The sequence below is a fragment of the Rhodococcus chondri genome (assembly GCF_036327435.1).
Lineage (GTDB): Bacteria > Actinomycetota > Actinomycetes > Mycobacteriales > Mycobacteriaceae > Rhodococcus > Rhodococcus chondri.
This window is the reverse complement of sequence record NZ_JAUZMZ010000078.1, coordinates 1-22,904: the sequence shown is the minus strand read 5'-3', so window position 1 is coordinate 22,904 and position 22,904 is coordinate 1. Positions and strand designations below refer to the sequence as shown.

General features: G+C 64.0%; 21 protein-coding genes and 1 pseudogene. 12 read left to right on the top strand and 10 right to left on the bottom strand.

What is annotated here, in order from left to right; genetic code table 11:
- Both Q8814_RS14675 and Q8814_RS14670 read left to right on the top strand, forming a co-directional pair.
- The coding region (locus Q8814_RS14675; protein WP_330152752.1) for a GAF domain-containing protein at window positions 1–1,249 on the top strand (1,249 nt) is incomplete at its 5' end.
- A 324-nt stretch (window positions 1,250–1,573) separates the two neighbouring features.
- Window positions 1,574–2,797, top strand: a complete 1,224-nt coding sequence (locus Q8814_RS14670; protein WP_330152751.1) for a glycosyltransferase 87 family protein — start codon at window positions 1,574–1,576, stop codon at window positions 2,795–2,797.
- Here Q8814_RS14670 and Q8814_RS14665 read toward each other — a convergent pair.
- The 4 genes from Q8814_RS14665 to Q8814_RS14650 all read right to left on the bottom strand — a co-directional run bounded on the left by Q8814_RS14665 (window position 2,767) and on the right by Q8814_RS14650 (window position 6,446).
- A complete protein-coding gene (locus tag Q8814_RS14665) occupies window positions 2,767–3,096 on the bottom strand; it encodes a branched-chain amino acid transporter permease (RefSeq protein ID WP_330152750.1) in 330 nt (109 codons plus the stop codon). The two genes, Q8814_RS14670 and Q8814_RS14665, sit on opposite strands and share 31 nt — an antisense overlap.
- Window positions 3,089–3,781: an AzlC family ABC transporter permease gene (locus tag Q8814_RS14660; RefSeq protein WP_330152749.1), complete on the bottom strand. Its 693-nt coding sequence runs from the start codon at window positions 3,779–3,781 to the stop codon at window positions 3,089–3,091. Before Q8814_RS14660 ends, Q8814_RS14665 begins: the two co-directional genes overlap by 8 nt.
- Window positions 3,782–3,871: 90 nt before the next feature.
- Window positions 3,872–5,482, bottom strand: coding sequence for a flavin-containing monooxygenase (locus Q8814_RS14655; protein ID WP_330152754.1), 1,611 nt, complete (start codon window positions 5,480–5,482; stop codon window positions 3,872–3,874).
- Window positions 5,483–5,498: 16 nt separating this feature from the next.
- Entirely contained in the window at window positions 5,499–6,446 is a 948-nt protein-coding gene (locus Q8814_RS14650; protein WP_330152748.1) for an alpha/beta hydrolase, read from the bottom strand.
- Window positions 6,447–6,674: 228 nt separating this feature from the next.
- Between Q8814_RS14650 and Q8814_RS14645 the strand changes: the two genes are divergently transcribed.
- The gene (locus Q8814_RS14645; protein ID WP_330152747.1) at window positions 6,675–7,595 is read left to right on the top strand and encodes an SMP-30/gluconolactonase/LRE family protein; all 921 of its coding nucleotides are present in this window, start codon (window positions 6,675–6,677) and stop codon (window positions 7,593–7,595) included.
- 77 nt (window positions 7,596–7,672) lie between these two features.
- Here the strand turns inward: Q8814_RS14645 and Q8814_RS14640 are convergent, their stop codons facing one another.
- The 4 genes from Q8814_RS14640 to Q8814_RS14625 form a co-directional block, all read right to left on the bottom strand.
- Window positions 7,673–8,110, bottom strand: coding sequence for a nuclear transport factor 2 family protein (locus Q8814_RS14640; RefSeq protein WP_330152746.1), 438 nt, complete (start codon window positions 8,108–8,110; stop codon window positions 7,673–7,675).
- Between the two features lie 41 nt (window positions 8,111–8,151).
- Window positions 8,152–9,606 (bottom strand): aldehyde dehydrogenase, encoded by a 1,455-nt coding sequence (locus Q8814_RS14635; RefSeq protein ID WP_330152745.1) that lies wholly within the window; start codon window positions 9,604–9,606, stop codon window positions 8,152–8,154.
- Window positions 9,607–9,665: 59 nt separating this feature from the next.
- On the bottom strand, window positions 9,666–10,859 hold the full coding sequence (locus Q8814_RS14630; RefSeq protein WP_330152744.1) for an NAD(P)/FAD-dependent oxidoreductase: 1,194 nt from the start codon (window positions 10,857–10,859) through the stop codon (window positions 9,666–9,668).
- 72 nt (window positions 10,860–10,931) lie between these two features.
- On the bottom strand, window positions 10,932–12,176 hold the full coding sequence (locus tag Q8814_RS14625; protein WP_330152743.1) for a cytochrome P450: 1,245 nt from the start codon (window positions 12,174–12,176) through the stop codon (window positions 10,932–10,934).
- A gap of 138 nt (window positions 12,177–12,314) precedes the next feature.
- On the opposite strand from Q8814_RS14625, the gene Q8814_RS14620 reads away from it, so the two are divergent.
- A complete protein-coding gene (locus Q8814_RS14620; protein ID WP_330152742.1) occupies window positions 12,315–12,527 on the top strand; it encodes a ferredoxin in 213 nt (70 codons plus the stop codon).
- A 106-nt stretch (window positions 12,528–12,633) separates the two neighbouring features.
- Here Q8814_RS14620 and Q8814_RS14615 read toward each other — a convergent pair whose 3' ends face one another.
- The gene (locus tag Q8814_RS14615) at window positions 12,634–13,371 is read right to left on the bottom strand and encodes a FadR/GntR family transcriptional regulator (protein ID WP_330152741.1); all 738 of its coding nucleotides are present in this window, start codon (window positions 13,369–13,371) and stop codon (window positions 12,634–12,636) included.
- Between the two features lie 210 nt (window positions 13,372–13,581).
- Between Q8814_RS14615 and Q8814_RS14610 the strand changes: the two genes are divergently transcribed.
- The 7 genes and pseudogenes from Q8814_RS14610 to Q8814_RS14580 all read left to right on the top strand — a co-directional run bounded on the left by Q8814_RS14610 (window position 13,582) and on the right by Q8814_RS14580 (window position 20,444).
- Entirely contained in the window at window positions 13,582–14,361 is a 780-nt protein-coding gene (locus tag Q8814_RS14610; protein ID WP_330152740.1) for an enoyl-CoA hydratase/isomerase family protein, read from the top strand.
- Window positions 14,362–14,551: 190 nt separating this feature from the next.
- A complete protein-coding gene (locus Q8814_RS14605) occupies window positions 14,552–15,292 on the top strand; it encodes a FadR/GntR family transcriptional regulator (RefSeq protein ID WP_330152753.1) in 741 nt (246 codons plus the stop codon).
- 248 nt (window positions 15,293–15,540) lie between these two features.
- Window positions 15,541–16,662 (top strand): NDMA-dependent alcohol dehydrogenase, encoded by a 1,122-nt coding sequence (locus Q8814_RS14600; RefSeq protein ID WP_330152739.1) that lies wholly within the window; start codon window positions 15,541–15,543, stop codon window positions 16,660–16,662.
- 103 nt (window positions 16,663–16,765) lie between these two features.
- Window positions 16,766–17,311: a nuclear transport factor 2 family protein gene (locus tag Q8814_RS14595; protein WP_330152738.1), complete on the top strand. Its 546-nt coding sequence runs from the start codon at window positions 16,766–16,768 to the stop codon at window positions 17,309–17,311.
- Window positions 17,312–17,344: 33 nt separating this feature from the next.
- Window positions 17,345–18,182: pseudogene (locus Q8814_RS14590) on the top strand (mycofactocin-coupled SDR family oxidoreductase).
- Complete coding sequence (locus tag Q8814_RS14585) at window positions 18,179–19,975, top strand: flavin-containing monooxygenase (protein WP_330152737.1); 1,797 nt, start codon at window positions 18,179–18,181, stop codon at window positions 19,973–19,975. Before Q8814_RS14590 ends, Q8814_RS14585 begins: the two are co-directional and overlap by 4 nt.
- A gap of 34 nt (window positions 19,976–20,009) precedes the next feature.
- Window positions 20,010–20,444, top strand: a complete 435-nt coding sequence (locus Q8814_RS14580; RefSeq protein WP_330152736.1) for a nuclear transport factor 2 family protein — start codon at window positions 20,010–20,012, stop codon at window positions 20,442–20,444.
- Between the two features lie 83 nt (window positions 20,445–20,527).
- Here the strand turns inward: Q8814_RS14580 and Q8814_RS14575 are convergent, their stop codons facing one another.
- Window positions 20,528–20,836 (bottom strand): EthD family reductase, encoded by a 309-nt coding sequence (locus Q8814_RS14575; RefSeq protein ID WP_330152735.1) that lies wholly within the window; start codon window positions 20,834–20,836, stop codon window positions 20,528–20,530.
- Between the two features lie 278 nt (window positions 20,837–21,114).
- Here Q8814_RS14575 and Q8814_RS14570 point away from each other — a divergent pair, with 278 nt between their 5' ends.
- Window positions 21,115–22,740 carry a flavin-containing monooxygenase gene (locus Q8814_RS14570; protein ID WP_330152734.1) on the top strand — a complete coding sequence of 542 codons (1,626 nt, stop codon included), beginning with the start codon at window positions 21,115–21,117 and terminating at the stop codon, window positions 22,738–22,740.
- The last annotated feature ends 164 nt before the right edge of the window (window positions 22,741–22,904 follow it).

The following is a 22,904-nucleotide window of genomic DNA, read 5'->3' as shown; positions in this document are numbered from 1 at the left end:
ACCGGGCACCGACCTGTCCCGCTATGCACGCGACCTGATGCGGATGCACGACTCGGTGCTCGGCGGGGGCAAACCGACGATGCGACCGCGCGACATCGTCGCGCGGTCGTGGTCACGGGTGCTTCACGCGGGACTCGATCCGGTGGGCAGCAACGCCCGCACCCCGTACCCCTTCGAGGAGATAGAGCGCCGTCGACGTTCCTCGCCGCTGACCGACGTCATCGGCGACCTGCAACAGGTGATCTCACCCATCGCCGATGCTTCGCAGATGCTGCTCGTGGTGACCGACACCGACGGCGTGATCCTCTGGCGCAGCGGCGCGGCACGGGTGCGCGCCAGGGCCGACGCACTGGGGTTCAGCGAGGGCTCCGTGTGGACCGAGGCCACCGTGGGAACCAACGCGATCGGCACGGCACTTACGGAAGCCGCTCCCGTGCAACTGTTCTCCGGAGAGCACTTCGAGCAGACGCAACATCCGTGGTACTGCACCGCTGCGCCGATCCACGATCCGATCAGTGGAGATCTGCTCGGCATCGTCGACGTCAGCGGCCCCGCCCTGACGTTGCATCCGGCGATCGGCGCGCTCGTCGACACCGCCGTCCGGCTGGCCGAATCACAGCTCTGGCGCCGGCATGAGCACCGGCTCGACCGGTTGCGCACGGAGGCCGCCCCGCTGCTCGCGTCGGTGAGCGGTCCGGTCCTGCTCGTCGACGAGCACGGCTGGGTCGCGCACGCGTCCGGCGTCGCGGCCACCCGCCGCGTCGGCGTGCCCCGCACCGACAGCGCCCTGACCGTTCCCGGTCTCGGGCTGTGCGTACCGGAACAGCTGGCACACGGCTGGCTGATCCGGCCGACCGCCTCGTCGGTAACGATCCGCATGACCCTGCGCCTCTCGTCCTCGCCGTCGATCGAAATCACGGGGTGCGACAAGGCGTGGCGCAGCTCGGTGACCACACGGCACGCTGAGATTCTGCTCCTGCTGCACTTTCGCGGACGCGCCGGGATGACGGTGACAGACCTCAGTCACGCCCTGTTCGGCGACGCCGACCACGCCGTGACGGTGCGTGCGGAGATATCACGGCTGCGACGCGCGCTCGGTTCGGTGGTCGAGAGCAAGCCGTACCGCCTCGCGGAGTCGGTGGAGTTGTCGCTGGATCTCGGTAGCGCCGAGCGCCTCGCGGAGTGCGATTTCGTGCGGCATGCTTCGAGCCCCGGAGTTCGGGCACTTCATGCGACGTCGCCCCGCTGAGCCGGACCGGCAGACGACACGACCCGAATATTTCCCTTTCTAGCGAATTCTCAAGAGAGCTGGATATTCTTGCGACAAGTCCTGCGTCCTGGCCGATTCGCCGATATACCGGCTTCTACCGCATTCGCGAGACTCGCGTAGATCCACTTACCGCCGTTTCCTGTGACGAAAAGCACAATCAACCCCGCAAACGGGACAAAGCGCCAAATACGGTCGGGAACACGACTTCTCGGCCGACCGATGTACAACATTTGTGTAACGTGACGCCGAGGCAAGCCTTCCCGGCTGCCCCCGAACCGTAACCGTCCCCGGAGGTATACGCCCGTGCTGTTGTCCGAAGTCCGCACCCGGCCCGTGCAGTCCGCACTGATAACTCTGGGTCTTGTGGTCTCGGCACTCGCGGTCGCCGGCTATCTGCGCGACGCTGTCACCGAGTACCTGATGGATCTCGACGTCTTCCGAGACGCGGGTATCGCGTTTCTGCACCACACTCCGCTCTACACCGAGGGTTTCCACAGCAACTCCGGATTCCGGTTCATCTATCCCCCGTTCGCGGCGTTCCTGTTCGCACCGCTCGCGCTCGTCGGCAGCACCACACTCCAGGCGCTGTGGACGCTCGGTCTCATCGCGCTGGTGTGGTGGATGCTCCAGGTGATCTACAAGCGCCTCGACGTCGCACGCGCGAGCCTGATCGCCTCGGCCACGCTCGGGGTGGTGCTGTGGCTGGAACCGTTCCGCTCCAACTTCGCCTTCGGCCAGATCAACATCGTGCTCATGGCACTGGTGGTGGCAGACGTCCTCGGCGTGATCCCGAAACGATTCCGCGGCGTGGGCATCGCGCTGGCCGCCGCGATCAAGGTCACCCCGGCCGCGTTCGGACTCCTGCTGCTGCTCCGCAAGGACACACCTTCCATAGTTCGAGCGTTCGGCGCGTTCCTCGCGACCGTGACGTTCGGCTACTGGCTGCGTCCCGACTCGACGATCTACTTCTGGAAAGACGAGTTCTTCGCGACCGATCGCGCCGGCGACCAGGACTTCTTCCGCAACCAGGCGTTGACGGGCCTCATCGCCCGGATGGGTTTCTCCGACGGCACGAGCAAGATTCTGTGGCTGGTGGGCGCCGCGGTCATCGTTCTCGCCACCGCGTGGGCGGCACACCGCTTCCTGCGTGCCGGCGAGACCGTGCCCGCCCTCGCGCTCGTCGGCCTGGCGTCGCTGCTGGCAGCACCCATCGCCGTCACCCACCACTGGGTGTACTCGCTGTTTCTGGTGCCGCTGCTCGTCGCACCGCGCTACCGCAGCTGGTGGCCGGTGCTCGTGCCCGCCACCCTGGTGTTCCTCTTCGGACCCAACAAGCTGCTCACCGACACATCGTCGGACGGATGGGTGGAACATCTCGTGCTCGAGGCCCTCGGCAATTCGCAGGCCATCGTCGCGGTCGCGGTGTTCGTCGCCGCAGTCGTCGCTGCGCGCAGCCGCCGCGGTGAGATCTTCACACCCGTTCCACGCGGGGCTGCTCAACCCCAGAGTGCCGACGCCACCAGGTAGAGCGCGGTTCCCACGACGGTGCTGAGCGCCGCGTTGCGCCGCCACAGGTGCATCGCGACCGTTCCGGCCAAACCGATCGTCGCAGGCAGCCACGTCGTCGCGTCGACGTCCCGCAGCGTGTACATGACGAGGATCAGCATCACGCCCGCAGGCATGGTGCGGCCGAGAAACGCCACCAGCGGTGAATCGCGCAGCACCGACAGTGCGAAGAACGGCGCCGCGCGCAGGGCCACGGTGACCACGAACATGACGACCAGCGCGCCCAGGACATACCCGGCGCCCGGCACCGAATCAGGCATGCGCGACCCGGTTGCGGTAGACGAACCGGACGATCAGACCCAGCACGAACAGTCCCAGCCCGACGACGAGCATCTGGTCCTTCGCGACGAGCATCGCGATCAGCCCGCACACCAGTGCGAGGATCGGCGCGGGCAGATCCCGGTTGGCGCGGAACGCATCGATCGCCAGTACCGCGAACAGTGCGGTGAGGGCGAACTCGAGCCCGGTCAGGCCGGGCGGCAGCACCGCCCCGATCAGCGCCCCCACGGTGCCGGACGCCACCCACATCAGCTGGCACACCACCTGGACCGTCAGGATGCGCGTACCGGACAGGTTGTCGCGATGCTTGGGCGCGACGATCGCGTAGGACTCGTCGGTGAGCGCGTACACGCTGTAGAGGCGGGCGGCGCGACCGCGGATTCGCTGCAGGGGAAATGACAGACCGTAGAAGACGTGCCGGAAGTTCACCAGCAGCGTCGCCGCCGCGATCGATGCGAACGGGGTGACGGCGCTGATCAGCCCGATGGCGAGGAACTCCATCGACCCCGCGTAGATGACGACGGAGAAGATCGGTGCCCACCACCAGTCGAAACCGCCCTGGATGAGCACGACACCGAACGCGAGTCCGAGCGGAATCAGTCCGAGGCCGACGGCCCAGGAGTCGGCGATGCCCGCGCGGATCTCGGTGGTGCGACGGTCGGACATGCCCCTCAGGCTATCGAGGGACACTCCGGAGACGAAGACGTGGTCTCTCGCCTGCAATTCCGTCGGATGCAGGCGAGAGATGCCACTACTTCACTTGATGGCGAAACCGCGATAGCCCTCGGCGGCTACCTCGTCACAGATATCTCGGTACGTGTTGAGCCCACCGACATACGACAGGATCACGCGCGGCTTGCCGGGAACGTTGGCGCCGGTGTACCACGAGTTCCCCTCGGGATACAGGGTGTCCTGCGCGAGCCGGTCGTTCAGTTCCGTCCAGTCGTGTGCGTGCGGCTCGAGCGCTTCGAATCGACGGGCGCCGCGCTTTTCGAGTTCCTCGATGCAGTTGCTCGTCCACTCGACATGTTGCTCGATGGCGCACACGACATTGGTCAGCACGTTGGGGCTACCGGGCCCCGTGAGCATGAACATGTTCGGAAATTCATCGACGGCGATACCGAGGTAGGTGACGGGGCCGTCCTTCCACTTCTCCTGCAACGTACGGCCACCCACACCGGTGACGCCGATCTTCAGCAACGGGCCGGTGATCGCGTCGAAGCCTGTCGCAAGTACCACCGCGTCGAGTTCGTGTTCGACGCCTCCCGTGCGGATTCCTCGTGCCGTGAACTCCTCGAGTGGCGCTTCACGAAGACTGACGAGTTCGACGTTGTCGCGGTTGTAGGTCTGGAAGTAATTGGTATCCAGGGTAATTCGCTTCGCCCCGAGCGGGTATGTACGGGGAGAAAGTTGTTCGGCCAGTTCGGGATCCTCCACCACCGCCCGGATCTTGCTGCGGAAGAACTCCGCGATCGTCTCGTTCGCCTCTCGGTTGGTGAACAGGTCCGGGTAGGACGCGATGAGGTCGATCGCGCGGTGCCGGTTCCACCGCTCCTCATAGGTTGCCCACCGTTCCTCCGGGGAGTGATCGAGGGCGCTCACCTCGAGCGTGTCGGTGTACTGACCCGATCCCGTCGTCTTCGAGATTGCCTTGAAGGTCTCGATGTTCTCTTTGAATTCACGCTTCTCACTCTCGGTGAGCGCGCGGTTACCGCAGTCGAGGCTGAACGCGGGAGTCCGCTGGAACACGGTGAGCGCTTCGGCCTGCTCGGCCAGCAGCGGGATCACCTGGACGCCGGAGGATCCGGTACCGATCACGCCGACCCGTTTGCCGCTGAAATCGACTCCCTCGCTCGGCCAGTCGGCAGTGTGGTACGTCTCGCCCTCGAAGTTTTCGAGCCCCGGGAATTGGGGTGTCTGCGAGGTCGACAGGCATCCGACCGCGGTGACGAAATACTTCGCAACGGCGGATTCTCCGGTGTCCGTGGTGATTGTCCAGCGATCGGTGTGGTCGTCGAAAGACGCGGAGACGACGCGTGTACGGAACCGGAAGTGCTTCTTGACATCGAGCTTGTCCGCGGCGAAATCGAGGTAGCGAAGAATCTCCGGTTGTGCCGGGTAGCGCTCGGTCCACTCCCATTCGTCGATCAGCTCGGGAGAGAACGTGTATGCGTACTCCATACTGATGCAATCGCACCGGGCACCGGGATATCGATTCCAGAACCAGGTTCCGCCCACACCGTCGGCGGCTTCGAAGGCGCGGACGGTCAGGCCCAGTTCCCGCAGACGATGCACCATGTAGATGCCGGAAAATCCCGCACCCACGACGATCGCGTCGAACTCGGCTGCACCGTTGTCGGTGTTCATCGTCATCGTCCTTTCCTCAGCGGCCGATAGCATTGCCCGCGAGCAGGTCGTCGACGGCTTCGACCACATAGTCCATTCCGTCCTTCGCCCCCGGCAGCACGTTCACGAACTGGAAGAATCCGTGCATCTGGCCCTCGAAGATCTTCTCGCGTACCGGGACCTTCGCGTCGGCCAGAGCGCGCGCGTAGGCACGGCCCTCGTCGTGCAGCACATCGTGTTCGGCGACGAGGACCGCGGCCGGCGCGACACCGGCGAGAGATGCGGCTTTGGAGGGGGCAGCGTCCCAGCGGGCTCGATCGCCGGCGTCGGGAACGTAGAGGTCCCAGAACCACTGCATCGATTCGCGCGTGAGCATGAGCGCGTTTGCGGGATCGAGGTAGCTTCCCGTTTCGAAATTGTCCTCGGTAACGGGGTAGATGAGGACCTGCAGGGCGATTTCGGGTCCCGAGTCGCTCACGGCGCGCTGCGCGACGACGGCCGCAAGATTCCCACCGGCACTGTCGCCTCCGACGATGAGCGGTGCATCCGCCGTCGCGTAGGTTCCGCGGTTCGCGGAGGCCCACTCCACGGCCGCCCACGCGTCGTCGGCCGGGGCCGGGAAGGGGTGCTCGGGGGCGAGTCGATAATCCACGAGCGCGACCGCGCAGTTCGTGCGCTCGGCGAGTTGGCGCCCGAGGGTGTCGTAGCCGTCGAGGCTGCCGACGACCCATCCGCCGCCGTGAAGATAGACGATGATCCCGCGAGCGTTCTCGCTCGGAACGAGGATCCGAACCGGTACCGAGTGGCCGTCGGCCGACGCCACCTCGACGCTGTCGACGCGCACCATTTCCGGTCCGGCCCCGCAGAGTTCGATGAATCCGTCGCTCATCGTCCGTGCCTCTTCCGGAGACATCTCGTGCAGCGGTGGTCCACCTGCCTCGGCCATCTGGGCGAGGAAGGCGGCGGTTGCGGAATCCAATGCCATGGGGATGCTCCTTCGAAGGACGGGGACGGCTCGAGTAGAAGCCGCGACGAAACGAGTTGGCTGTATGCCGATACGGCGCCGTGATGCAGATCACCCTATCCATAATTATGATTAGTGGCAATACCCGCAAAGCGTTGGATCGAACCCCTTCATTCATGAACATGATTAGGCTAATTTGGTTGAAGAGGTCGCATCGCGGGTATCTCCGCGTCTCACGGAAGGCACGCCATGACCACTGGAAAGCAAGACACAACCGTCCAGAACCCGATCGACACCGTTGTGTCGGATCGAGCGTTCCTCGAATGCCCGAGATGGCACGAAGGACGTATCTGGGTATCGGATCTGTACCGCCACGAGGTGATTTCGATCGGCCAGAACGGCGATGTCACCGTCGAAGCAACTCTTCCCGATGACGAGCCGTCGGGCCTCGGATGGCTGCCCGACGGCCGGCTGCTCATCACCGCAATGGAATCCGGACGCATCATGCGACGCGAGCACGACGGTGAGATCGTCGTGCATGCAGACATCTCCTCTGTTGCAACAGGCAAGCTCAACGACATGGTGGTCGCCGAGGACGGAACCGCCTATGTCGGCAGCTTCGGCTTCGAGTTCAAGCGCGACACTCCGATTGCTCCCGCAAACCTGGTACGGGTCGATCCGGACGGAACGTTCTCCGTCGAAGCGTCCGACCTCCGGTTTCCCAACGGCATGGTGATTACGCCCGACGGCACCCTGATCGTCGCGGAAAGCATGGGTAACAAGCTCACCGCGTTCGACATCGGCACCGACGGATCGCTGACCAACCAGCGGACCTGGGCCGCCTTCGGACCCGAACTCCCCACCGATTCGGTGAAAGCAGCCATGAGCGCCGCATCGGTCGCGCCGGACGGGATCTGTGGCGACAGCTCAGGTGCCGTATGGGTGGCAGATGCACTCAACCGCCGCGTCATCCGTGTCGAGGAGCGTGGCCGTATCACGGACGAAGTCACCTTCCCCACAGGGGTATTCGCGTGCATGCTCGGTGGTGCCGAGGGCAACACCCTGTACGCGTGCGCCGCCCCCAATTCGTCGGAAGCAGCTCGACGCCACACCCGCGACGCCAGCCTCCTCGCCACACGCGTGACCGCGACGCACGGCGGTCGACCTTGAGATTTCGGTCGGCCCTCAGAATCTGGGCATGAGTGAGGGGGAGGGTCGTCGACCCTCCCCCTCACTCATGTCGTGCCTCAATACGGCTGGTACTCGACCTCGTTCACCTGCAGATCGAGTATCCGCTCCACGGAGATGCCCTTCCGCTCGATGAGCAGCTCGCCTTCACGTTCGACGAAAACGTCCGCGTACTTGCCGTAGAGTCGCTGATTCGACCCCGGTGCGCACACCGTCGCCTCGAAATACGCCTCGACGCTCACCTTGCCCTTGGATGCCGCAGCCACACGCACATTCGAAATCAGGTGTCGCGAGAACTCTGCCGGAGATTCTCCGAACGCTCGGTACACCCCGATGAACTCTTCGGAACCGATGTCCGCCTTGCCGTTCTGCTCGATCGTGACGTCGTCGGTGATCAATGCGCGCAGCGCACCGAGATCACCGGCGTCCACAGCTACCGCATACCGATACAGCAACTGTTCGGCTCGGTAACCGAGTTCAGCTGAAATCGACTCCATTGCTTGCCCTTTCTTTCCCGGTCGCCCCGGCTCGATGCTGATCAGAACTCCTGGATCAGCTTGGTCTCGAAGAACGCATCGAACCCTTCGACCCCGCCCTCGCGGCCCAGTCCGGACTGCTTGTATCCCCCGAAGGGCTGCACCACGCACATCGCGTAGCCGTTGATCGAGATCTGCCCGGTCCGGACCCGCCGCGCGATGTCCTCGGCCAGCGCCTGGTCCTTTGCATAGACCGCACCCGACAGTCCGTAGTCGGAGTCGTTGGCGATGGCGATCGCTTCGTCGATCGAGTCGAATGGGATCACCACGAGAACCGGGCCGAAGATCTCTTCCTGTGCGATGCGCATGTCGTTGCGAACGTCGGCGAACAGGGTGGGCTCCACATACCATCCGCGGTCGAGATGGTCGGGCTTCCCTCCGCCGACGACAAGCCGCGCGCCTTCCTGCTTGCCGATTTCGATGTAATCGAGCACGCGCTTCTGCTGCCGCTCGGCGGCCAGGGGGCCGATGAACGTGTCGGGATCCCGCGGGTCGCCGACCTTGACGCTCTCCATGACCGCCTTGATCGCGGCGACGACGTCCTCCTGACGTTCCCGAGGCACAAGAATTCGCGTCAGTGCCGCGCACACCTGACCCGAATGCCCGATGCCGCCGAATACCATGCTCGGCAGAAACGTATCGAGGTCGATGTCGTCGGCGATGATGGCTGCGGACTTACCGCCGAGTTCGAGGGTCACGCGCTTGATCTTCTCGGCGGCTCGTGTCATGACCGTCCGACCGGCCACGGTACTTCCCGTGAAGCTGATCTTGTCGATATCGGGATGGCTCACGAGGTGGTCGCCGACCTCGCGTCCGGCCGGAAGCACACTGATCACGCCTTCCGGCAGGCCGGCAGCCTCGAGCGCCTCCGCAAGCATCATCGTCGTAACCGGGCCTTCCGGAGCCGGCTTCAGGACCACGGCGCACCCCGCCGCGAGCGCCGGGGTGATCTTCAGCGATGCCGTTGCCACGGGGCCGTTCCACGGAACAATTACCGCAACGACGCCGATCGGCTCGCGAACGACCTTGCCACGACCACCCTTCCAGGTCCGCTCCTCCTCGAACGCGAAGCGTTCGTGGAAGGTGGCGGCGTCGTCCCACATATCGACGGCATTCTGATGGAACAGTGTGGAAATTGCTGCGGGACCGCCGAGTTCGAGGGTAAAGGCTTCCGCCATCTCGGGGATCCGCTTCTTGACCTCGTTGCCCACCCGCACGAGCACCTCGGCGCGCTCCGCCGGGGTCATACGGGGCCAGGGACCCTCGTCGAAGGCTTTGCGCGCCGCCGCGACCGCCCGATCCACATCCGCTTCGCGGGCCTCGGGAACCCTGGCGATCACCTCGCCCGTGATAGGCGAGATCACCTCGATGACCGCGTCGCTGGACGGTTCGACCCACGATCCGCCGATGAACAATTTGTCGTAACTCTTCAACTGAATGGGAGTTGCTGTAGTCATTTTCTGTTCCTCACTCGGCCGTGCACCGGCCGCGGCGGCTATCGATGGTGGATGAGGTACTACGTGGTGGTGGGAAGGGGGACCGACTGGAGGGGCGCTGCCAGGTCTCGGATCGAATCGGGGTCGACGACGACCCCCCGGTCGATGGCCATCCGGGCCTGCACCATATGGCGGGGTGAGTCGACGGTCAGGTGGGCGGTCAGGCGGCCGGCCTCGTCGAACCAGGCCGCCCCCCACTTCCCGTCGTCGCCGTCGCGGAACACCATCTCGTCGGATTCGGTGCGGTATCCGACGAACTGGACCTTGTGCCCGAACTGATCACTCCAGAAATACGGGACCGGATCGAAGACGGGGCGCTCGTCGGGTCGCAGTAGTGCTGCTGCCACCGTCGCCGGTCCCGTCCGGGCGTCGTCCCAGTGTTGACCGACGATACGACTGCCGTAGCGAGGTGACCAGCGGGCAGCGACGTCGCCGACCGCGAACACCGCGGGATCGGAGGTGCGGAGCGACTCGTCCACCACGACACCTCGGTCGATGTCGAGTCCGGAGCCGGCAAGCCACCCGATATCGGGCCTGACACCGATGCCGGTGACGACGACATCGGACTCGATCAGCGTGCCGTCGGACAAGACCGGCCCGGCCTCGACGACCTCTATCACCCCGACATCGCAGCGCAGGTCCGCCGCACCCCACCACGGAAGCATTCGTTCGGCGACCCGGGGACCGAGCGGTCCCCGCAGCGGCGCGGAATCCGCCTCCACAACAGTAACCGAACAGTCGAGAGATAGCGCCGTGGTAGCTATTTCGGCATTGATCCAACCCGCCCCGACCAGAGTGAGACGTGTACCGGACCGGAGCTCTCCGCGCAATGCCTCCGCGTCCGACGACGTGCGCAGCACCTGTTGCCGTCCACGTCCCGGCAGGACGATCGGTGCGGCACCGGTAGCGATGACAAGGGCATCGTAGGGATGCTCACCGTCCTCGGTCGTGACGATGCGTCGGCCGCAATCGAGCGAGACCGCACGCGCACCGAGTCGGACTTCGATACCGAGTCCGTCGAAGTCGACATCGAACGTCGTATCCTGGGAGCCGGTCAGGGCCGCCTTGCTCAGCGGGGGACGGTCGTATGGGAGAACCGCTTCAGCGCACAGCAATTCGATGCCGCCATCGTATCCGGCCGCCCGCAATGCTTCGCAGGTCCGCAACCCGGCCAACCCGCCGCCGACGACGACGATTCTTCTGCCGACGAACACGGCAGCCTCCTGTTTCCGGTGAACGAGATTTCGAGGTGGTGGCGTTTCGGTCGGTTCAGCGGAACCGGCCACTCAGTAGAGGGTGTAGTCGGTCAGCACGCGCGGCCCGGGCGTGTACGTCGCCGGAATGTGCTGCCAGCCCATGTTCGTACCCTGGTGGGGGTACCGCTCGAGTGCGGAGAAGTCGACCTCGTAGTCGGGCATCCGCTGGAGAATTTGGCTGATCAGCGTCTTCGACATGTAGCGACCGAGGTGCGAGCCGGCGCAGCGGTGTACGCCGATTCCGAATGCCGTGTGACGGTTCGGCCAGCGGTCGATGTCGATCTCGTCCGGATTGTCGAACAATTTCTCGTCCCGGTTCGCCGACGACCACGACAGAAGAACGCGATCGCCCTTGTGCATGGGACACCCCTGGAACTCGACGTCCTTGGTGACGGTGCGAGCGAGCGCCTGGGTGGGCGAGAAGTAGCGCAGGAATTCTTCGACCGCGTGATCCATCAGAGTGTCGTCGTCGATGAGCCGCTGCCGCACCTCGGGGTGTTCCGCGAGCCACACCAGGGCCTGGCTGACCAGTGACGCCGTGGTGCCGACTCCGCCGGCGAGCAGCAAATCGACGATCGAGTACATCTCGAAGTCGTCGAGCCGGCGGCCGTCGACTTCCTGTTGCACGAGATAACTGATGATGTCGTCGGTCGGGTTCTCGCGGCGGGCCCTGATGGTTTCGCGCATGCGCTCACCCAGATAGGGGAATTCGACCTCCATTGCGTGCCGGTAATCGTCGCTTCCGGGGATGCCGGCCAGAGCCTGGTGGTGCGCATGCGAATAGCGCTTCCAATCGGCCAGATCGAGGCCGAGCCAGTCGACGGTTACGATGGAGGGAACCGCGATAACGGCGGTGAGGTCACACTTCCCGTCCTCGATCACACTGTCGATGAAACCGGCGGTGTGGCGGTCTACGAGCGCTTTCATGCGTTCGACTGCTGCGGGCGCCGTGATCGGATTGACGATCTTGCGATATTTGCGGAACTCCGGCGGGTCGAGCTCGATCGGAATGTGAAAGTGCATCGGTGTCTTCGGAATGACGACCGAAAGTCCTTCTCCGCCACTCTCGGTCCGGGCGGACGAGAAGGTCTCGTCGTCGCGCGCGGCCTCGAATACGGAGTCGTAATCGGACAGCACCCAATATCCGCCGTGCGCTTCGGTCCAGGCGACCCGCTCGTTCTGGCGGACCTTGCGGTACGAAGCGACCGGATCGGCCGAATGTTCCTGCGAGTTGTGATCGAAGTTGATGACAGGGCAACGATTGCGATTGTCCATCGCTTGGACCCTCCTGCTCAGATTCAGGCATCTCCTGCTAATGGTTATAACGGATGCTATAGTAGTGTAGATCACATTGCCAGCCCGGCCATCTAATCAAATGTTCAATGAGGGCGGCATCTGAGGATGCCCGAACAAATGGAAGGAGCAACCATGAAGGTTGTTGTCGATGAGAACCACTGCCAGGGTCACGGGCTGTGTTTCATGACATCCCCCCAGGTCTTCGCACTGCGCGACGAAGACGGGCACTCGTACGTCCTTCCGGGCGGTGACGACCCCACGAACGAGCAGGCCGCTCGGGAAGCCGCCGCCTCGTGCCCCGAGCGCGCTATCTCGGTGATCACGGACTGAGGGACCACAAGACCACTCCAACGACAGAAGGGGCTCCGGATATTTCCGGAGCCCCTATCTACGTGCCGACTCTACGTGGCGACCAGGCGCCCGAGCAGCGTCCGAGTTACCCCAGAGCGCGATCCCACTGGATGACCTGTCCGAGCAGCTCGGGGTATTTCCGCTGCGCGTAACGCCCGTAGGCGTCGATGTGGGCGCGCATGCCAGTTTCCGCTCCGGCCGCATCACCTTGGGCGAGCGACTCGTAGATCCCGGTGTGGGCGACGATGATGGCCTCGCGATGATGCGGCGGGTAGTCGATCCCGATGGCAGTACCGTCCATGATTCCCAGCAGGGAGTCGACCATATATCCGAACAGCGGGTTTCCCGACGCCCAGGCAATCAGGTCGTGAAAGCTCTTGTTGGCCTCGAGGAACTCGTGTTGATCGCCCAGAGACCCGTGCATCCGATCGATCGTCTCTTTCAGCAGCACCAATGTCTCGCCGGAGATCCTTTCGGCAGCGAGCCGGCTGATCATCGGCTCGAGGGCGCCCCTGGCCTCGATGATGACGCTGAACGGTGCCGAGCTGAGCTGCATGAGCAGAATCAGCGCACTACCCAGGTGTGACGCATCGGGATCCAACATGACCGGGCCACCCCGCGGCCCCGGCTTGAGCGCGATCACGCCCTGGAACTCCAGCAGACGCAGCGCCTCCCGGAGGGTTCCACGGCCGATCTCGTACTTTTCGAGCATCACCCGCTCGGAGGGAAGCAGATCGCCCGCAGCGAGATCCTCCCGAGTCGCGTCCTTGATGATTTGCTGCGCCACCACCATGGCTGCCTTCGGCGCTCGTGCCACCACCATCTCGACCCCTTCCCCGATCACTGATGAGCGCTCCGGAAGGCCGCCTTCGGATCCGTCGCTACCGGTTCCCTAATCGGGAAAATGATGCTAACGATTATAACGTAGAATTCCTGTCAGATGACCCAATCGGAGTTGCGACCGACTCCGGAACGGGCCCGGGTATCCATACCCGCCCGAGCGGGGCCGCGAAACCTCGAACGAAGGAGTCCGATGAGCACCCCCACCACCACGAGCGTCCTTCTCGAATCGATCGATTCGAGCCTCTGGATCCGCCTCAACCGCCCCGAACGCCGCAATGCGTTCGACGCCGACATGTGCTCAACGATCGTCGAGGCACTTCACGGCGCCAACGAGTACCGATCGGTCGTTATCACCGGCTCGGGAGGGAGTTTCTGCGCAGGAGGATCCCTCGGTCAGCTCAGCGAGCCGACTGTCACCGAGTTGCGCGGCCTCTACCGGTCGTCACTCGAATTGTTCGATGCGATCCGCACCTGCCCGCGTCCGGTGGTTGCCGCGGTCAACGGTGCCGCCGCCGGCGGCGGAAACGAACTTGTGGTGGCATGCGACCTCGCCGTTGCCGGCCGGTCCGCGACCTTCGGCCAAACCGGCCCCCGAGTCGGCAGCTCTCCCGTCACGGGCGCAACAAACGTGATGGGCGTCCAGGTCGGTGAGAAGCGCGCAAAGGAGATCGCGATGCTGTGCCGCCGCTACCCGGCCGAGCGCGCGTACGAGTTGGGCCTCGTCAACGAAGTCGTCGACGACGATCAGCTCGAGGAAGCCGTCCGGTCGCTGTGCCGGGAGTTCGAATCACTCAGTCCCCGGTATCTGGAAATCACGAAGATAAGTTCCAATATCTGGTGGAACTCGGCTCGGGATTCGTTCAGCAACGGTTTGGGCATGCTGATCCAGGCAATCGGCAGCGACGATATGATCGAAGGCGCCCAGGCCTTTTTGGAAAAGCGGAAGCCGCAGTTCCCGCCGGCCGAATAATCCGACTGATCACATCTGTGCACATCAATGTGCGCATTAGGGTGCACAATGAGTACAGTGCACATTCCGTAACGGATACAGGGAGGTCCCTGCCCGGTACGGAACACGGCAAGCCACACGGCTTCGCCGCGAAGTCCTCCGGGTCCGACATGCCCGGGGGATGCAAGCCTGAGGAGGTTCCGTGGCCCCAATGCCGAGAGGTCCCAAGACGTCGCTGGTCGTCGCCCAGCAGATCGTCCGGGACACTGCGCGGAAAGGTCTGCAACCCGGGGACCTGCTGCCCCCGGAAAAGGCGATGCTCGAGGAATACCAGATCGGCCGCGGCACGCTTCGCGAAGGATTACGGTTACTCGAATTTCAAGGAATGCTTTCGTTCAAACCCGGACCCAAGGGCGGACCGGTACTCCTGGACCCCGACGCTTCCCATCTCGCGAGCACCATCATTCTCCTGATGCAATTGCAGAATGCTTCGCTCAACACGATCGTGGAGGCGCGTACCGCTCTCGAACCGGTCGTGTGCCGGCTCGCAGCCGAACGTATCGGCGACGACAGCCTGCTCGAACTCAAGGAGTCCGTCGACCGCATGCAGCAGTCGGTCGACACTGCGGACATCGAGACGTTCCTCGAGACGAACAAGCAGTTCCACGACATCATCGCGTGGTCTACGGGGAATGCTCTCTTCGGGTACCTGACCGACGCCCTGATGCGCATCACGGGCGGCACCGTAATGGGAGTCGACCACCCCGCCAGGCTTCGGAAGACAACGCTGCAGGCTCATATCGACATCTACGAAGCACTGAGTTCGCACGACACCGATCTGTCCGAGGACCGGATGCGTGACCACATCAACGAATACGTGCGTTACGCCGAACGCAAGTTCCCCGAAGTGCTCAGTCAAGTTCTGCCCTGGAATCAGGCCCTCGGCAACTGATCCGTCCCTACAACGCGCTGAAGCCCCCCGACAGGCCCGCACCGGACATCGTCCGGTGCGGGCCTGCGCGTTTCGACCCTCCCATCCGAGGATGAATCGCGAGGACGAAAAGAATTCCTACCCGCTCCACCTCTCTCCTATTGCTTCTATTCATGCATATGGTTATGGTGATCACGATCACAGACGCCTGGCGTTCCGGCCCCTGTCGACGCCACGCGCATCTTCCCCGTTTGTCGTGAGGAGACGTCATGAAGACCATCGGAGCACTGCTGTGGGAGCCCGGAACCAGGTCCGGCTGGAGCGTCGAGGAAATCGAGATCGACCCGCCCAAGAGCCGTGAGGTCCGCGTCAAGCTCGCCGCGTCCGGCATCTGCCACAGCGACGACCATGTCGATACCGGCGACATCCCCCTGGACTGGGGTCCCATCATCGGCGGCCACGAAGGTGCGGGCGTCATCGAGGAACTCGGCCCCGACGTCACCGGATTCGAGGTCGGCGATCATGTCGTCCTGTCGTTCCTTCCCTCGTGCGGGCGCTGCCGGATGTGCACGATCGGTAAGTCGAACATGTGCGAGATGGGCGCCGGCGTTCTCGCAGGCTTCGCACCCGACGGCACACATCGAGTTCATGCGCGAGGCAAGGGCGTCGGACCCTTCTCGTATCTCGGCACCTTCTCTCCGTACGTCGTCGTGAACATCGATTCGTGTGTCAAGATCGACAAGGACATCCCTCTCGACAAGGCCGCACTGATCGGTTGTGGCGTTCCTACGGGATGGGGCTCGTCGGTGTACGCCGGGGACATCCAACTCGGTGACACCGTCGTCATCATCGGCACCGGCGGGGTCGGCATGAACGCCGTACAAGGTGCCCGGCACCGTGGGGCGAAGAACGTCATCACCATCGACCCCATCGAATACAAACGGGACATGGCCAAAGTCTTCGGCGCGACGCACACCACGGAGAACTTCGACCAGTGCCGCGAGATCGTGGACCAGCTGACCAACGGTCAAGGCGCCGACGTCGTCATCATCACCGTCGACATCGCTTACGGTCACCTTCTCAACCCGGCACAGGAAATGACACGGCGCGGGGGCACGCTGGTACTTACATCGGCCGCACCCGTAACCCAGCGCGACGTTCCCTTCGACCTGTTCACGTTCGCCATGTCGGGCAAGCGACTTCAAGGCACCCTTTACGGCACGACCACCGCGCGTCGCGACATTCCCCTGATCACGGACATGTACCGTCGCGGCGAGTTCAAGCTGGACGAACTCATCACCAAGACCTACAAGCTCGAGGACATCAACACCGCCTTCAAGGACATGCGTGAGGGCAAGAACATCCGCGGCGTGATCATGTACGACGACTAGATCGCCGTATCCGGGATCAAGACAGCCGATTTCGTAGGGCCGGGGCAAAGGAACTCTTCGTCCCGGCCCGACGCATACCTACCGCGCCGCAGGAGCCGAGCCGATGACAACGTCGAATCTCACCGAGCAGGAGTCCGCAGCGATCGCCCGACTGGTCGCCAAGGATGAAATACGGGACCTCGCCGGACGATACGCACTCGCCGTCGACGACCACGACCTCGAGTCGGTATTGTCGATGTTCACCGAGGACGGCGTCTTCGCGGTAGCCGGTCGTGAACTTCAGGGGCGCAGTGAGATACGCCCGTTCTACGTCGACAGCATGGATCGGTACCACACCATGCTGCACACCCCCGAGATCCATCTCGTCACAATGGTGGACGAGTCGCACGCGACCGGCATCATGACGGGTCATGCCGAACTCGCCGTTCACGACACCCTCATGATCACCGCGTTCCGCTACCGCGACCGCTACACCCGCGTTGGCGGCACCTGGTTGTTCGAAAGACGCTCCGTATCGTTCATGTACGCGGTACCTTTCGAGTCTATGGCCTCGAGTTTCCGTACTACCAAACGGATTCGGTGGCCTCAAACTCGATACTCCGAAGCCGACTATCCCGAGTCGGCCGTCACTTGGAACACGTACCGCTGACCGGGCTCTCCCGTCTGCGGTGAAGGAGCAACCATGTCAGGACGGGTAGCAGAGAAGGTCGCTTTCATCACCGGTGCCGCGCGCGGGCAAGGCCGCAGCCACGCCGTCCGGCTCGCCGAGGAAGGCGCCGACATCATCGCCCTCGACATCGCCGGCACGATCGACAGCATCGAACGGTTCTATCCCAGCGCTACCGAGGACGATTTCGCGGAAACGGTACGCGAAGTCGAGGCACGCGGGCGCAAGATCCTCGCGCGCACCGCCGACGTCCGCGACTTCGAGGCCGTCTCGGCGGTCGTCCAGGAGGGCATCGCCCAGTTCGGCCGCATCGATACCGTCGTCGCGAACGCGGGAATCTTCCTGTTCGGTGAGCCCACACACCTCGTGTCCGAGAGCGACTGGGACGACGTACTCGATATCAATCTCAAGGGCGTATGGCACACCTGCAAGGCGGTCACCCCGCAGCTCGTCGAGCAAGGTAGCGGCTCCATCATCATCACCAGCTCCTCGGCCGGCCTCAAAGGCACACCCAATGTCGCGCCGTACACGGCCAGCAAGCATGCCGTCGTCGGCCTGATGCGCACCCTGGCACTGGAACTCGGCCCCCCCCATCCGTGTCAATACCGTGCATCCCACCGGCGTCGCAACCGACATGATCCTCAACGAGTCCTGCTTCCGGCTCTTCCTTCCCGACGTCGAGCACCCGACGCAGGAACAGGCCGCACCCGTGTTCGCCACCACCAATGCACTGCCGGTGCCGTGGGTCGAGCCGATCGACATCTCCAACGCCGTTCTGTTCCTCGCGTCCGACGAAGCCCGGTACGTCACCGGAACGGAGCTCAAGGTCGACGCCGGATTCACCACGCGATGACCCCGCAGAAGGAACGAGACACCATGGCACCGGACCGGACTCAGCTTGTCCATATCGCGCAGCGATGGCTCGACGCACTCCGGCGCACACTGCGCAGCGGCGACGCCGACATGTACGAAGCCGTGTTCGTCCCCGACGCCTGGTGGCGCGACCTGCTCGCGTTCACCGGCGATCTGCGCAGCCTGCACACATCCGCAGGAATCGGCCCTTTGATCGCCGTGGCCGCGGCGCTCGACGTCACCGACCTCGAACTCGATGCGCGTGTCGCGCCGGTCCTGCTACCCGGCGGCACCTCCTCACCGGTGATCCAGTTGCTGTTCGACTTCACCACCCGGCTCGGCCGGGTACAGGCCGTGGCGCGACTGACGGCCTGCGGAAGCGAGTGGAAGGCTACTGCCCTGTTCACCGCGCTCGACGCGCTGCGGGGCCACGAACCCGCCATCGGGCGCCGACGCCCGCACGGTGCGCCCGCCATCGGTAAACGCGTCACCGAGCATTGGGCCGCGCAGCGGGCACGCGAGAGCGAGTTCCACGACGCCGAGCCGGAGGTTGTCGTCATCGGAGCCGGACATTCCGGTCTCGGACTCGCCGCGCACCTCGGCTCGCTCGGCGTCCGCACCCTCGTGGTCGAGCGCAACGCCCACGTGGGCGACAACTGGCGCCGACGCTACGACTCTCTTGTTCTGCACGATCCCGTCTGGGCCAACCACCTGCCGTTCCTGCCGTTCCCACCGAACTGGCCGGTGTTCACTCCGAAAGACAAGATGGGCGACTGGCTCGAGCTCTACGCTCGGGCCCTCGAACTGAACGTGTGGACGGGCAGCGAGATCGTCGGTAGCGCATACGACGCCGCCGAAGCGAGGTGGGAGGTTCGCCTCGAACGGGACGGGCAGCCGCGGACCGTCCGGCCGCGGCATGTCGTGCTGGCCACTGGGCTCAGTGGTACCGAACCACTCGTGCCAGAGTTCGCGGGCACCGGGGACTTCCGGGGCGAACTGCTGCATTCCGGCGAGTACAGCACCGACCCTGCGCGCGCGGGCAGGTCGGTGGTCGTCGTCGGCACCGGAAACAGCGGCCACGACATCGCCCAGGATCTCTACAACTCGGGGGCCCACGTCACTCTCGTACAACGAGGTCCCACCTACGTGGTCGGCGGTACAACGGTGCTCGAGGTCATGCTCGAACCGGCGTACGGCGAGGATTCGCCTCCTACGGAAATCTCCGACCTGGTCGGGGCATCGTTTCCGCGGTTCGACGCATCGTTGCAGGCGGGTCTGCGGGCCGGGGTCGCACTCATGGCCGAACGTGACCGGGAGATCCTCGACGGACTCACCGCACGCGGATTCCGCCACAACCTCGGTGACGACGACATGGGTGCGATGAACCTGTTTCTCACCCGCAACGGCGGATACTACATCGACGTCGGCGCGTCCCAACTCATCGCGAACGGCGAGATCGGCGTGGTTGCAGGAGCAGTCGAGAGTTTCACCCGGGACGGTGTGCAGCTGAGCGACGGAACGCACGTGCCGGCCGAGACGGTTGTGCTCGCCACCGGGTTCCGAGGAATTCTCGACACAGTACGCCGGGTTCTGGGCGACCAGGTCGCCGCGAAGTGCGGTCCTGTCTGGGGTCTCGACGACGAAGGCGAGATCCGTTCGGTGTGGCGCAGGTCCGGGCACGACGGTTTCTGGATCAGCGGCGGCAACCTCACCATGGCCCGCGTCTACAACAAGTACCTGGCCCTGCAGATCAAGGCGGATCTCGAGCAGATCGAACTGCCGTCCGTTCCCTGACCTCCATCCCACCACTACACATAGGAGTGTGCTCATGTCCGCCCATACGCGAGCAGACGACATCGACGACATCATCCGCATCACTCACCTGTATGCGCGTGGCCTCGACTGTTTCGATCCGAAGGAAGCACTGTCCGCATTCACCGTGGACGGGGCGTGGGATGCCAGCGCGGTCGGGTTGACCCGCTACGAAGGACACGAGCAGTTGCTCGACTTCTTCGAGCGCGATGCCCAGGCCGTCGACAAACAGTTCCATATCATCACCAACCATGTCGTCGATTTCCAGGACGACGACCACGCGACGGGTACGAACTATGTGTTCTCCGAGGCGGAAATGAAGAGCGGTGCGGCGATCAAGGCGATCGCTCTCAACACGGATCGATACGTCCGCACCTCGGAGGGGTGGAAGATCGCCGAACGCGTCATCACTGCCCTGACGACTCCGCAGATGGACGGCTTCGACGCCTGACGACGAGCACCATCACGCCGAGCGACTGTGGGGCAACGATCTCTTATCGTTGCCCCACAGTCGTATTGCCCGATACGGGTACGTTAGATCCCCTTGTTGATCTCGTAGAAGTCGAATGAGACGCCGGCTCCGGCGAAGTTCTCGAGATCGGCCGCGCCTTCCTGCCCTTCCGGTGAGGACATGTCGGCAAGCATCGCTTCCTTGCTGTCCCAGTCGCAGACCGCGACGAGGAAGTGCGGGGGCGCGGCGCCGTCGGCCGTGCTGCACATCCCCCACTCGAAGTTCCTGATGCCCTTCTGGTTGAGCGCCAGCTTCGCGTGAACGTTCTCGTAGTGGTCGAGGAACTTCGCGGGGTTCTCGGGGTGGTTGTAGGTGGCGACGAGTCGGTACACGGTTCCTCCTGGAGTGGCTTCCGGCAGATTTCTGCGGGCGGCGAATGTGAGCTGACCTGGCCAGACGGCTTGATTCTTGTGAGCCGATCTCACTAGCCCCCATTGATTATATCCATGTGCATTGATAATGTGTCATCCATCACACAATGCGCGACCGGGCCGGCGTCACGTCGTCGCCGGTCGACCCGAGACGTCCTCCCCGGTCGAAATATCCGGGACCCGTATCCACCCCATCACTGAACCGCCTTCGCAATGTTGCACCCAGGAAAGGCATTCCGATGACCGCTGCACGCTCCAGCACCCCCACCGAAGTCGACGCTGTCGTGGTCGGAGCCGGGTTCTCCGGCCTCTACCTGCTGTGGAAGCTCCGCAAGCACGGCTACACCGCCGTCGCCCTCGACAAGGGCAAGGAGGTCGGCGGCACCTGGCACTGGAACCGCTACCCCGGCGCGCGATGCGACGTCGACAGCCACGACTACTCGTTCGGCTTCGACGAAGGCCTCGAACAGGAATGGGAGTGGTCGGAGCGCTATCCGTCGCAGCCCGAACTGCAGGCGTACCTCGCACATGTCGCCGACCGGTTCGACTTGCGTCGTGACATCCGACTCGAAACGACTGTCACCGAAGCACATTTCGACGACGACACCAAGAAATGGACGGTACGCACCGACGCCGGCGACACGTACGTTGCCAAGTTCTGCCTCATGGCCGTCGGCTGCCTGTCCGTACCCAAGGACGTCGACGTCCCCGGACTCGAGAACTACACCGGTCCGATCTACCGGACCAGCTCGTGGCCCGAAGAGGGAGTCGACTTCTCGGGCCTGAGGGTCGCCGCGATCGGCACCGGCTCGTCGGGCGTCCAGGCGATTCCCGAGATCGCCAAGCAGGCCGGACAGCTGACCGTGCTGCAGCGCACCGCCAACTTCGTGATCCCCGCGCGCAACCACAAGCTCGATCCGGCCTACGTCGCGGACATCAAGGCCAACTACCGCGAACGCCGTCTCCTCTCCCGCAGCATGCCCGCCGGTTGCATCCGCGACGACAACCCGAAAACCGCATTCGAGGTGAGTGACGACGAACGTCGCGCGGAGTTCGAGAAGCGCTGGGAAGGAGGAGGAATCGCCTTCCTCGGTGCATACTCCGATCTCATGGTCGACCAGAAGGCCAACGACGCGGTCTCCGACTTCATCCGATCCAAGATCGACGAGATCGTCACCGATCCCGACACCGCCGACAGCCTCAAGCCATACGGCTATCCGATGGGCGCGAAGCGTCCCGTTGTCGGCACCGACTGGTACGAGACGTTCAACCGCGACAACGTCGAACTCGTGGATCTGCGCAAGAAAGAACTCGACGGCTTCACCGAGAAGGGCATGCGTCTCGCGGACGGAACCGATTACGAATTCGATGCCATCGTCCTGGCCACCGGATTCGACGCCTTCACCGGCGCGTTCAGCACGATGGACATCCGGGGACGCCAGGGCCGATCGCTGAACGAAGCGTGGTCGGAGGGCCCGAAGACGCATCTCGGCCTCGGCACCGCCGGATTCCCCAACATGTTCATCATCGCCAACGTCGGCAGTCCCTCGGTGCTCGCCAATATGGTCACCGCGATCGAACAGCACGTCGAGTGGACCGTGGACACGATGGACTACATGCGCGACCAAGACCTCGAGACGATCGAGGCCACCGCGGAGGCCCAGGAGGCATGGGTCGAAACCGTCGAGGAGATCGCCAACATGACGCTGTGGCCGCAGGGCGAATCGGGCTCCTGGTACCGGGGGGCCAATATCGAGGGCAAGCCGCAGATCTTCATGCCGTACGCGGGCGGCATAGTGCTGTACGAGGAGACCTGGAACGAAGTCCGGGAGGCGGGATTCAAGGGGTTCGTCCTCCAACCCTGAGATAACCGGTGAACGCCGGGTGATCGCAGACGCGATCACCCGGCGTTGTCGTGTTCGCATCGAGCCCTACCGATCGACACCGGCAGCGCTTCGGGGAGTTCGCGCACCTCACGGGATGGTCAACACACGTAGGAGGGGAGGGCGGGGGGGGCCCGGCCCCCCCC

Coding starts and splice junctions, on each gene's coding strand:
- Q8814_RS14570 (WP_330152734.1), top strand. CDS start 21,115: ATGACCGCTGCACGCTCCAGCACCCCCACCGAAGTCGACGCTGTCGTG.
- Q8814_RS14655 (WP_330152754.1), bottom strand. CDS start 5,482: ATGAACACCGACAACGGTGCAGCCGAGTTCGACGCGATCGTCGTGGGT.
- Q8814_RS14650 (WP_330152748.1), bottom strand. CDS start 6,446: ATGGCATTGGATTCCGCAACCGCCGCCTTCCTCGCCCAGATGGCCGAG.
- Q8814_RS14615 (WP_330152741.1), bottom strand. CDS start 13,371: ATGGTGGTGGCACGAGCGCCGAAGGCAGCCATGGTGGTGGCGCAGCAA.
- Q8814_RS14635 (WP_330152745.1), bottom strand. CDS start 9,606: ATGACTACAGCAACTCCCATTCAGTTGAAGAGTTACGACAAATTGTTC.
- Q8814_RS14595 (WP_330152738.1), top strand. CDS start 16,766: ATGACAACGTCGAATCTCACCGAGCAGGAGTCCGCAGCGATCGCCCGA.
- Q8814_RS14600 (WP_330152739.1), top strand. CDS start 15,541: ATGAAGACCATCGGAGCACTGCTGTGGGAGCCCGGAACCAGGTCCGGC.
- Q8814_RS14620 (WP_330152742.1), top strand. CDS start 12,315: ATGGAAGGAGCAACCATGAAGGTTGTTGTCGATGAGAACCACTGCCAG.
- Q8814_RS14585 (WP_330152737.1), top strand. CDS start 18,179: ATGACCCCGCAGAAGGAACGAGACACCATGGCACCGGACCGGACTCAG.
- Q8814_RS14625 (WP_330152743.1), bottom strand. CDS start 12,176: ATGGACAATCGCAATCGTTGCCCTGTCATCAACTTCGATCACAACTCG.
- Q8814_RS14665 (WP_330152750.1), bottom strand. CDS start 3,096: ATGCCTGATTCGGTGCCGGGCGCCGGGTATGTCCTGGGCGCGCTGGTC.
- Q8814_RS14645 (WP_330152747.1), top strand. CDS start 6,675: ATGACCACTGGAAAGCAAGACACAACCGTCCAGAACCCGATCGACACC.
- Q8814_RS14660 (WP_330152749.1), bottom strand. CDS start 3,781: ATGTCCGACCGTCGCACCACCGAGATCCGCGCGGGCATCGCCGACTCC.
- Q8814_RS14580 (WP_330152736.1), top strand. CDS start 20,010: ATGTCCGCCCATACGCGAGCAGACGACATCGACGACATCATCCGCATC.
- Q8814_RS14640 (WP_330152746.1), bottom strand. CDS start 8,110: ATGGAGTCGATTTCAGCTGAACTCGGTTACCGAGCCGAACAGTTGCTG.
- Q8814_RS14605 (WP_330152753.1), top strand. CDS start 14,552: ATGCCGAGAGGTCCCAAGACGTCGCTGGTCGTCGCCCAGCAGATCGTC.
- Q8814_RS14610 (WP_330152740.1), top strand. CDS start 13,582: ATGAGCACCCCCACCACCACGAGCGTCCTTCTCGAATCGATCGATTCG.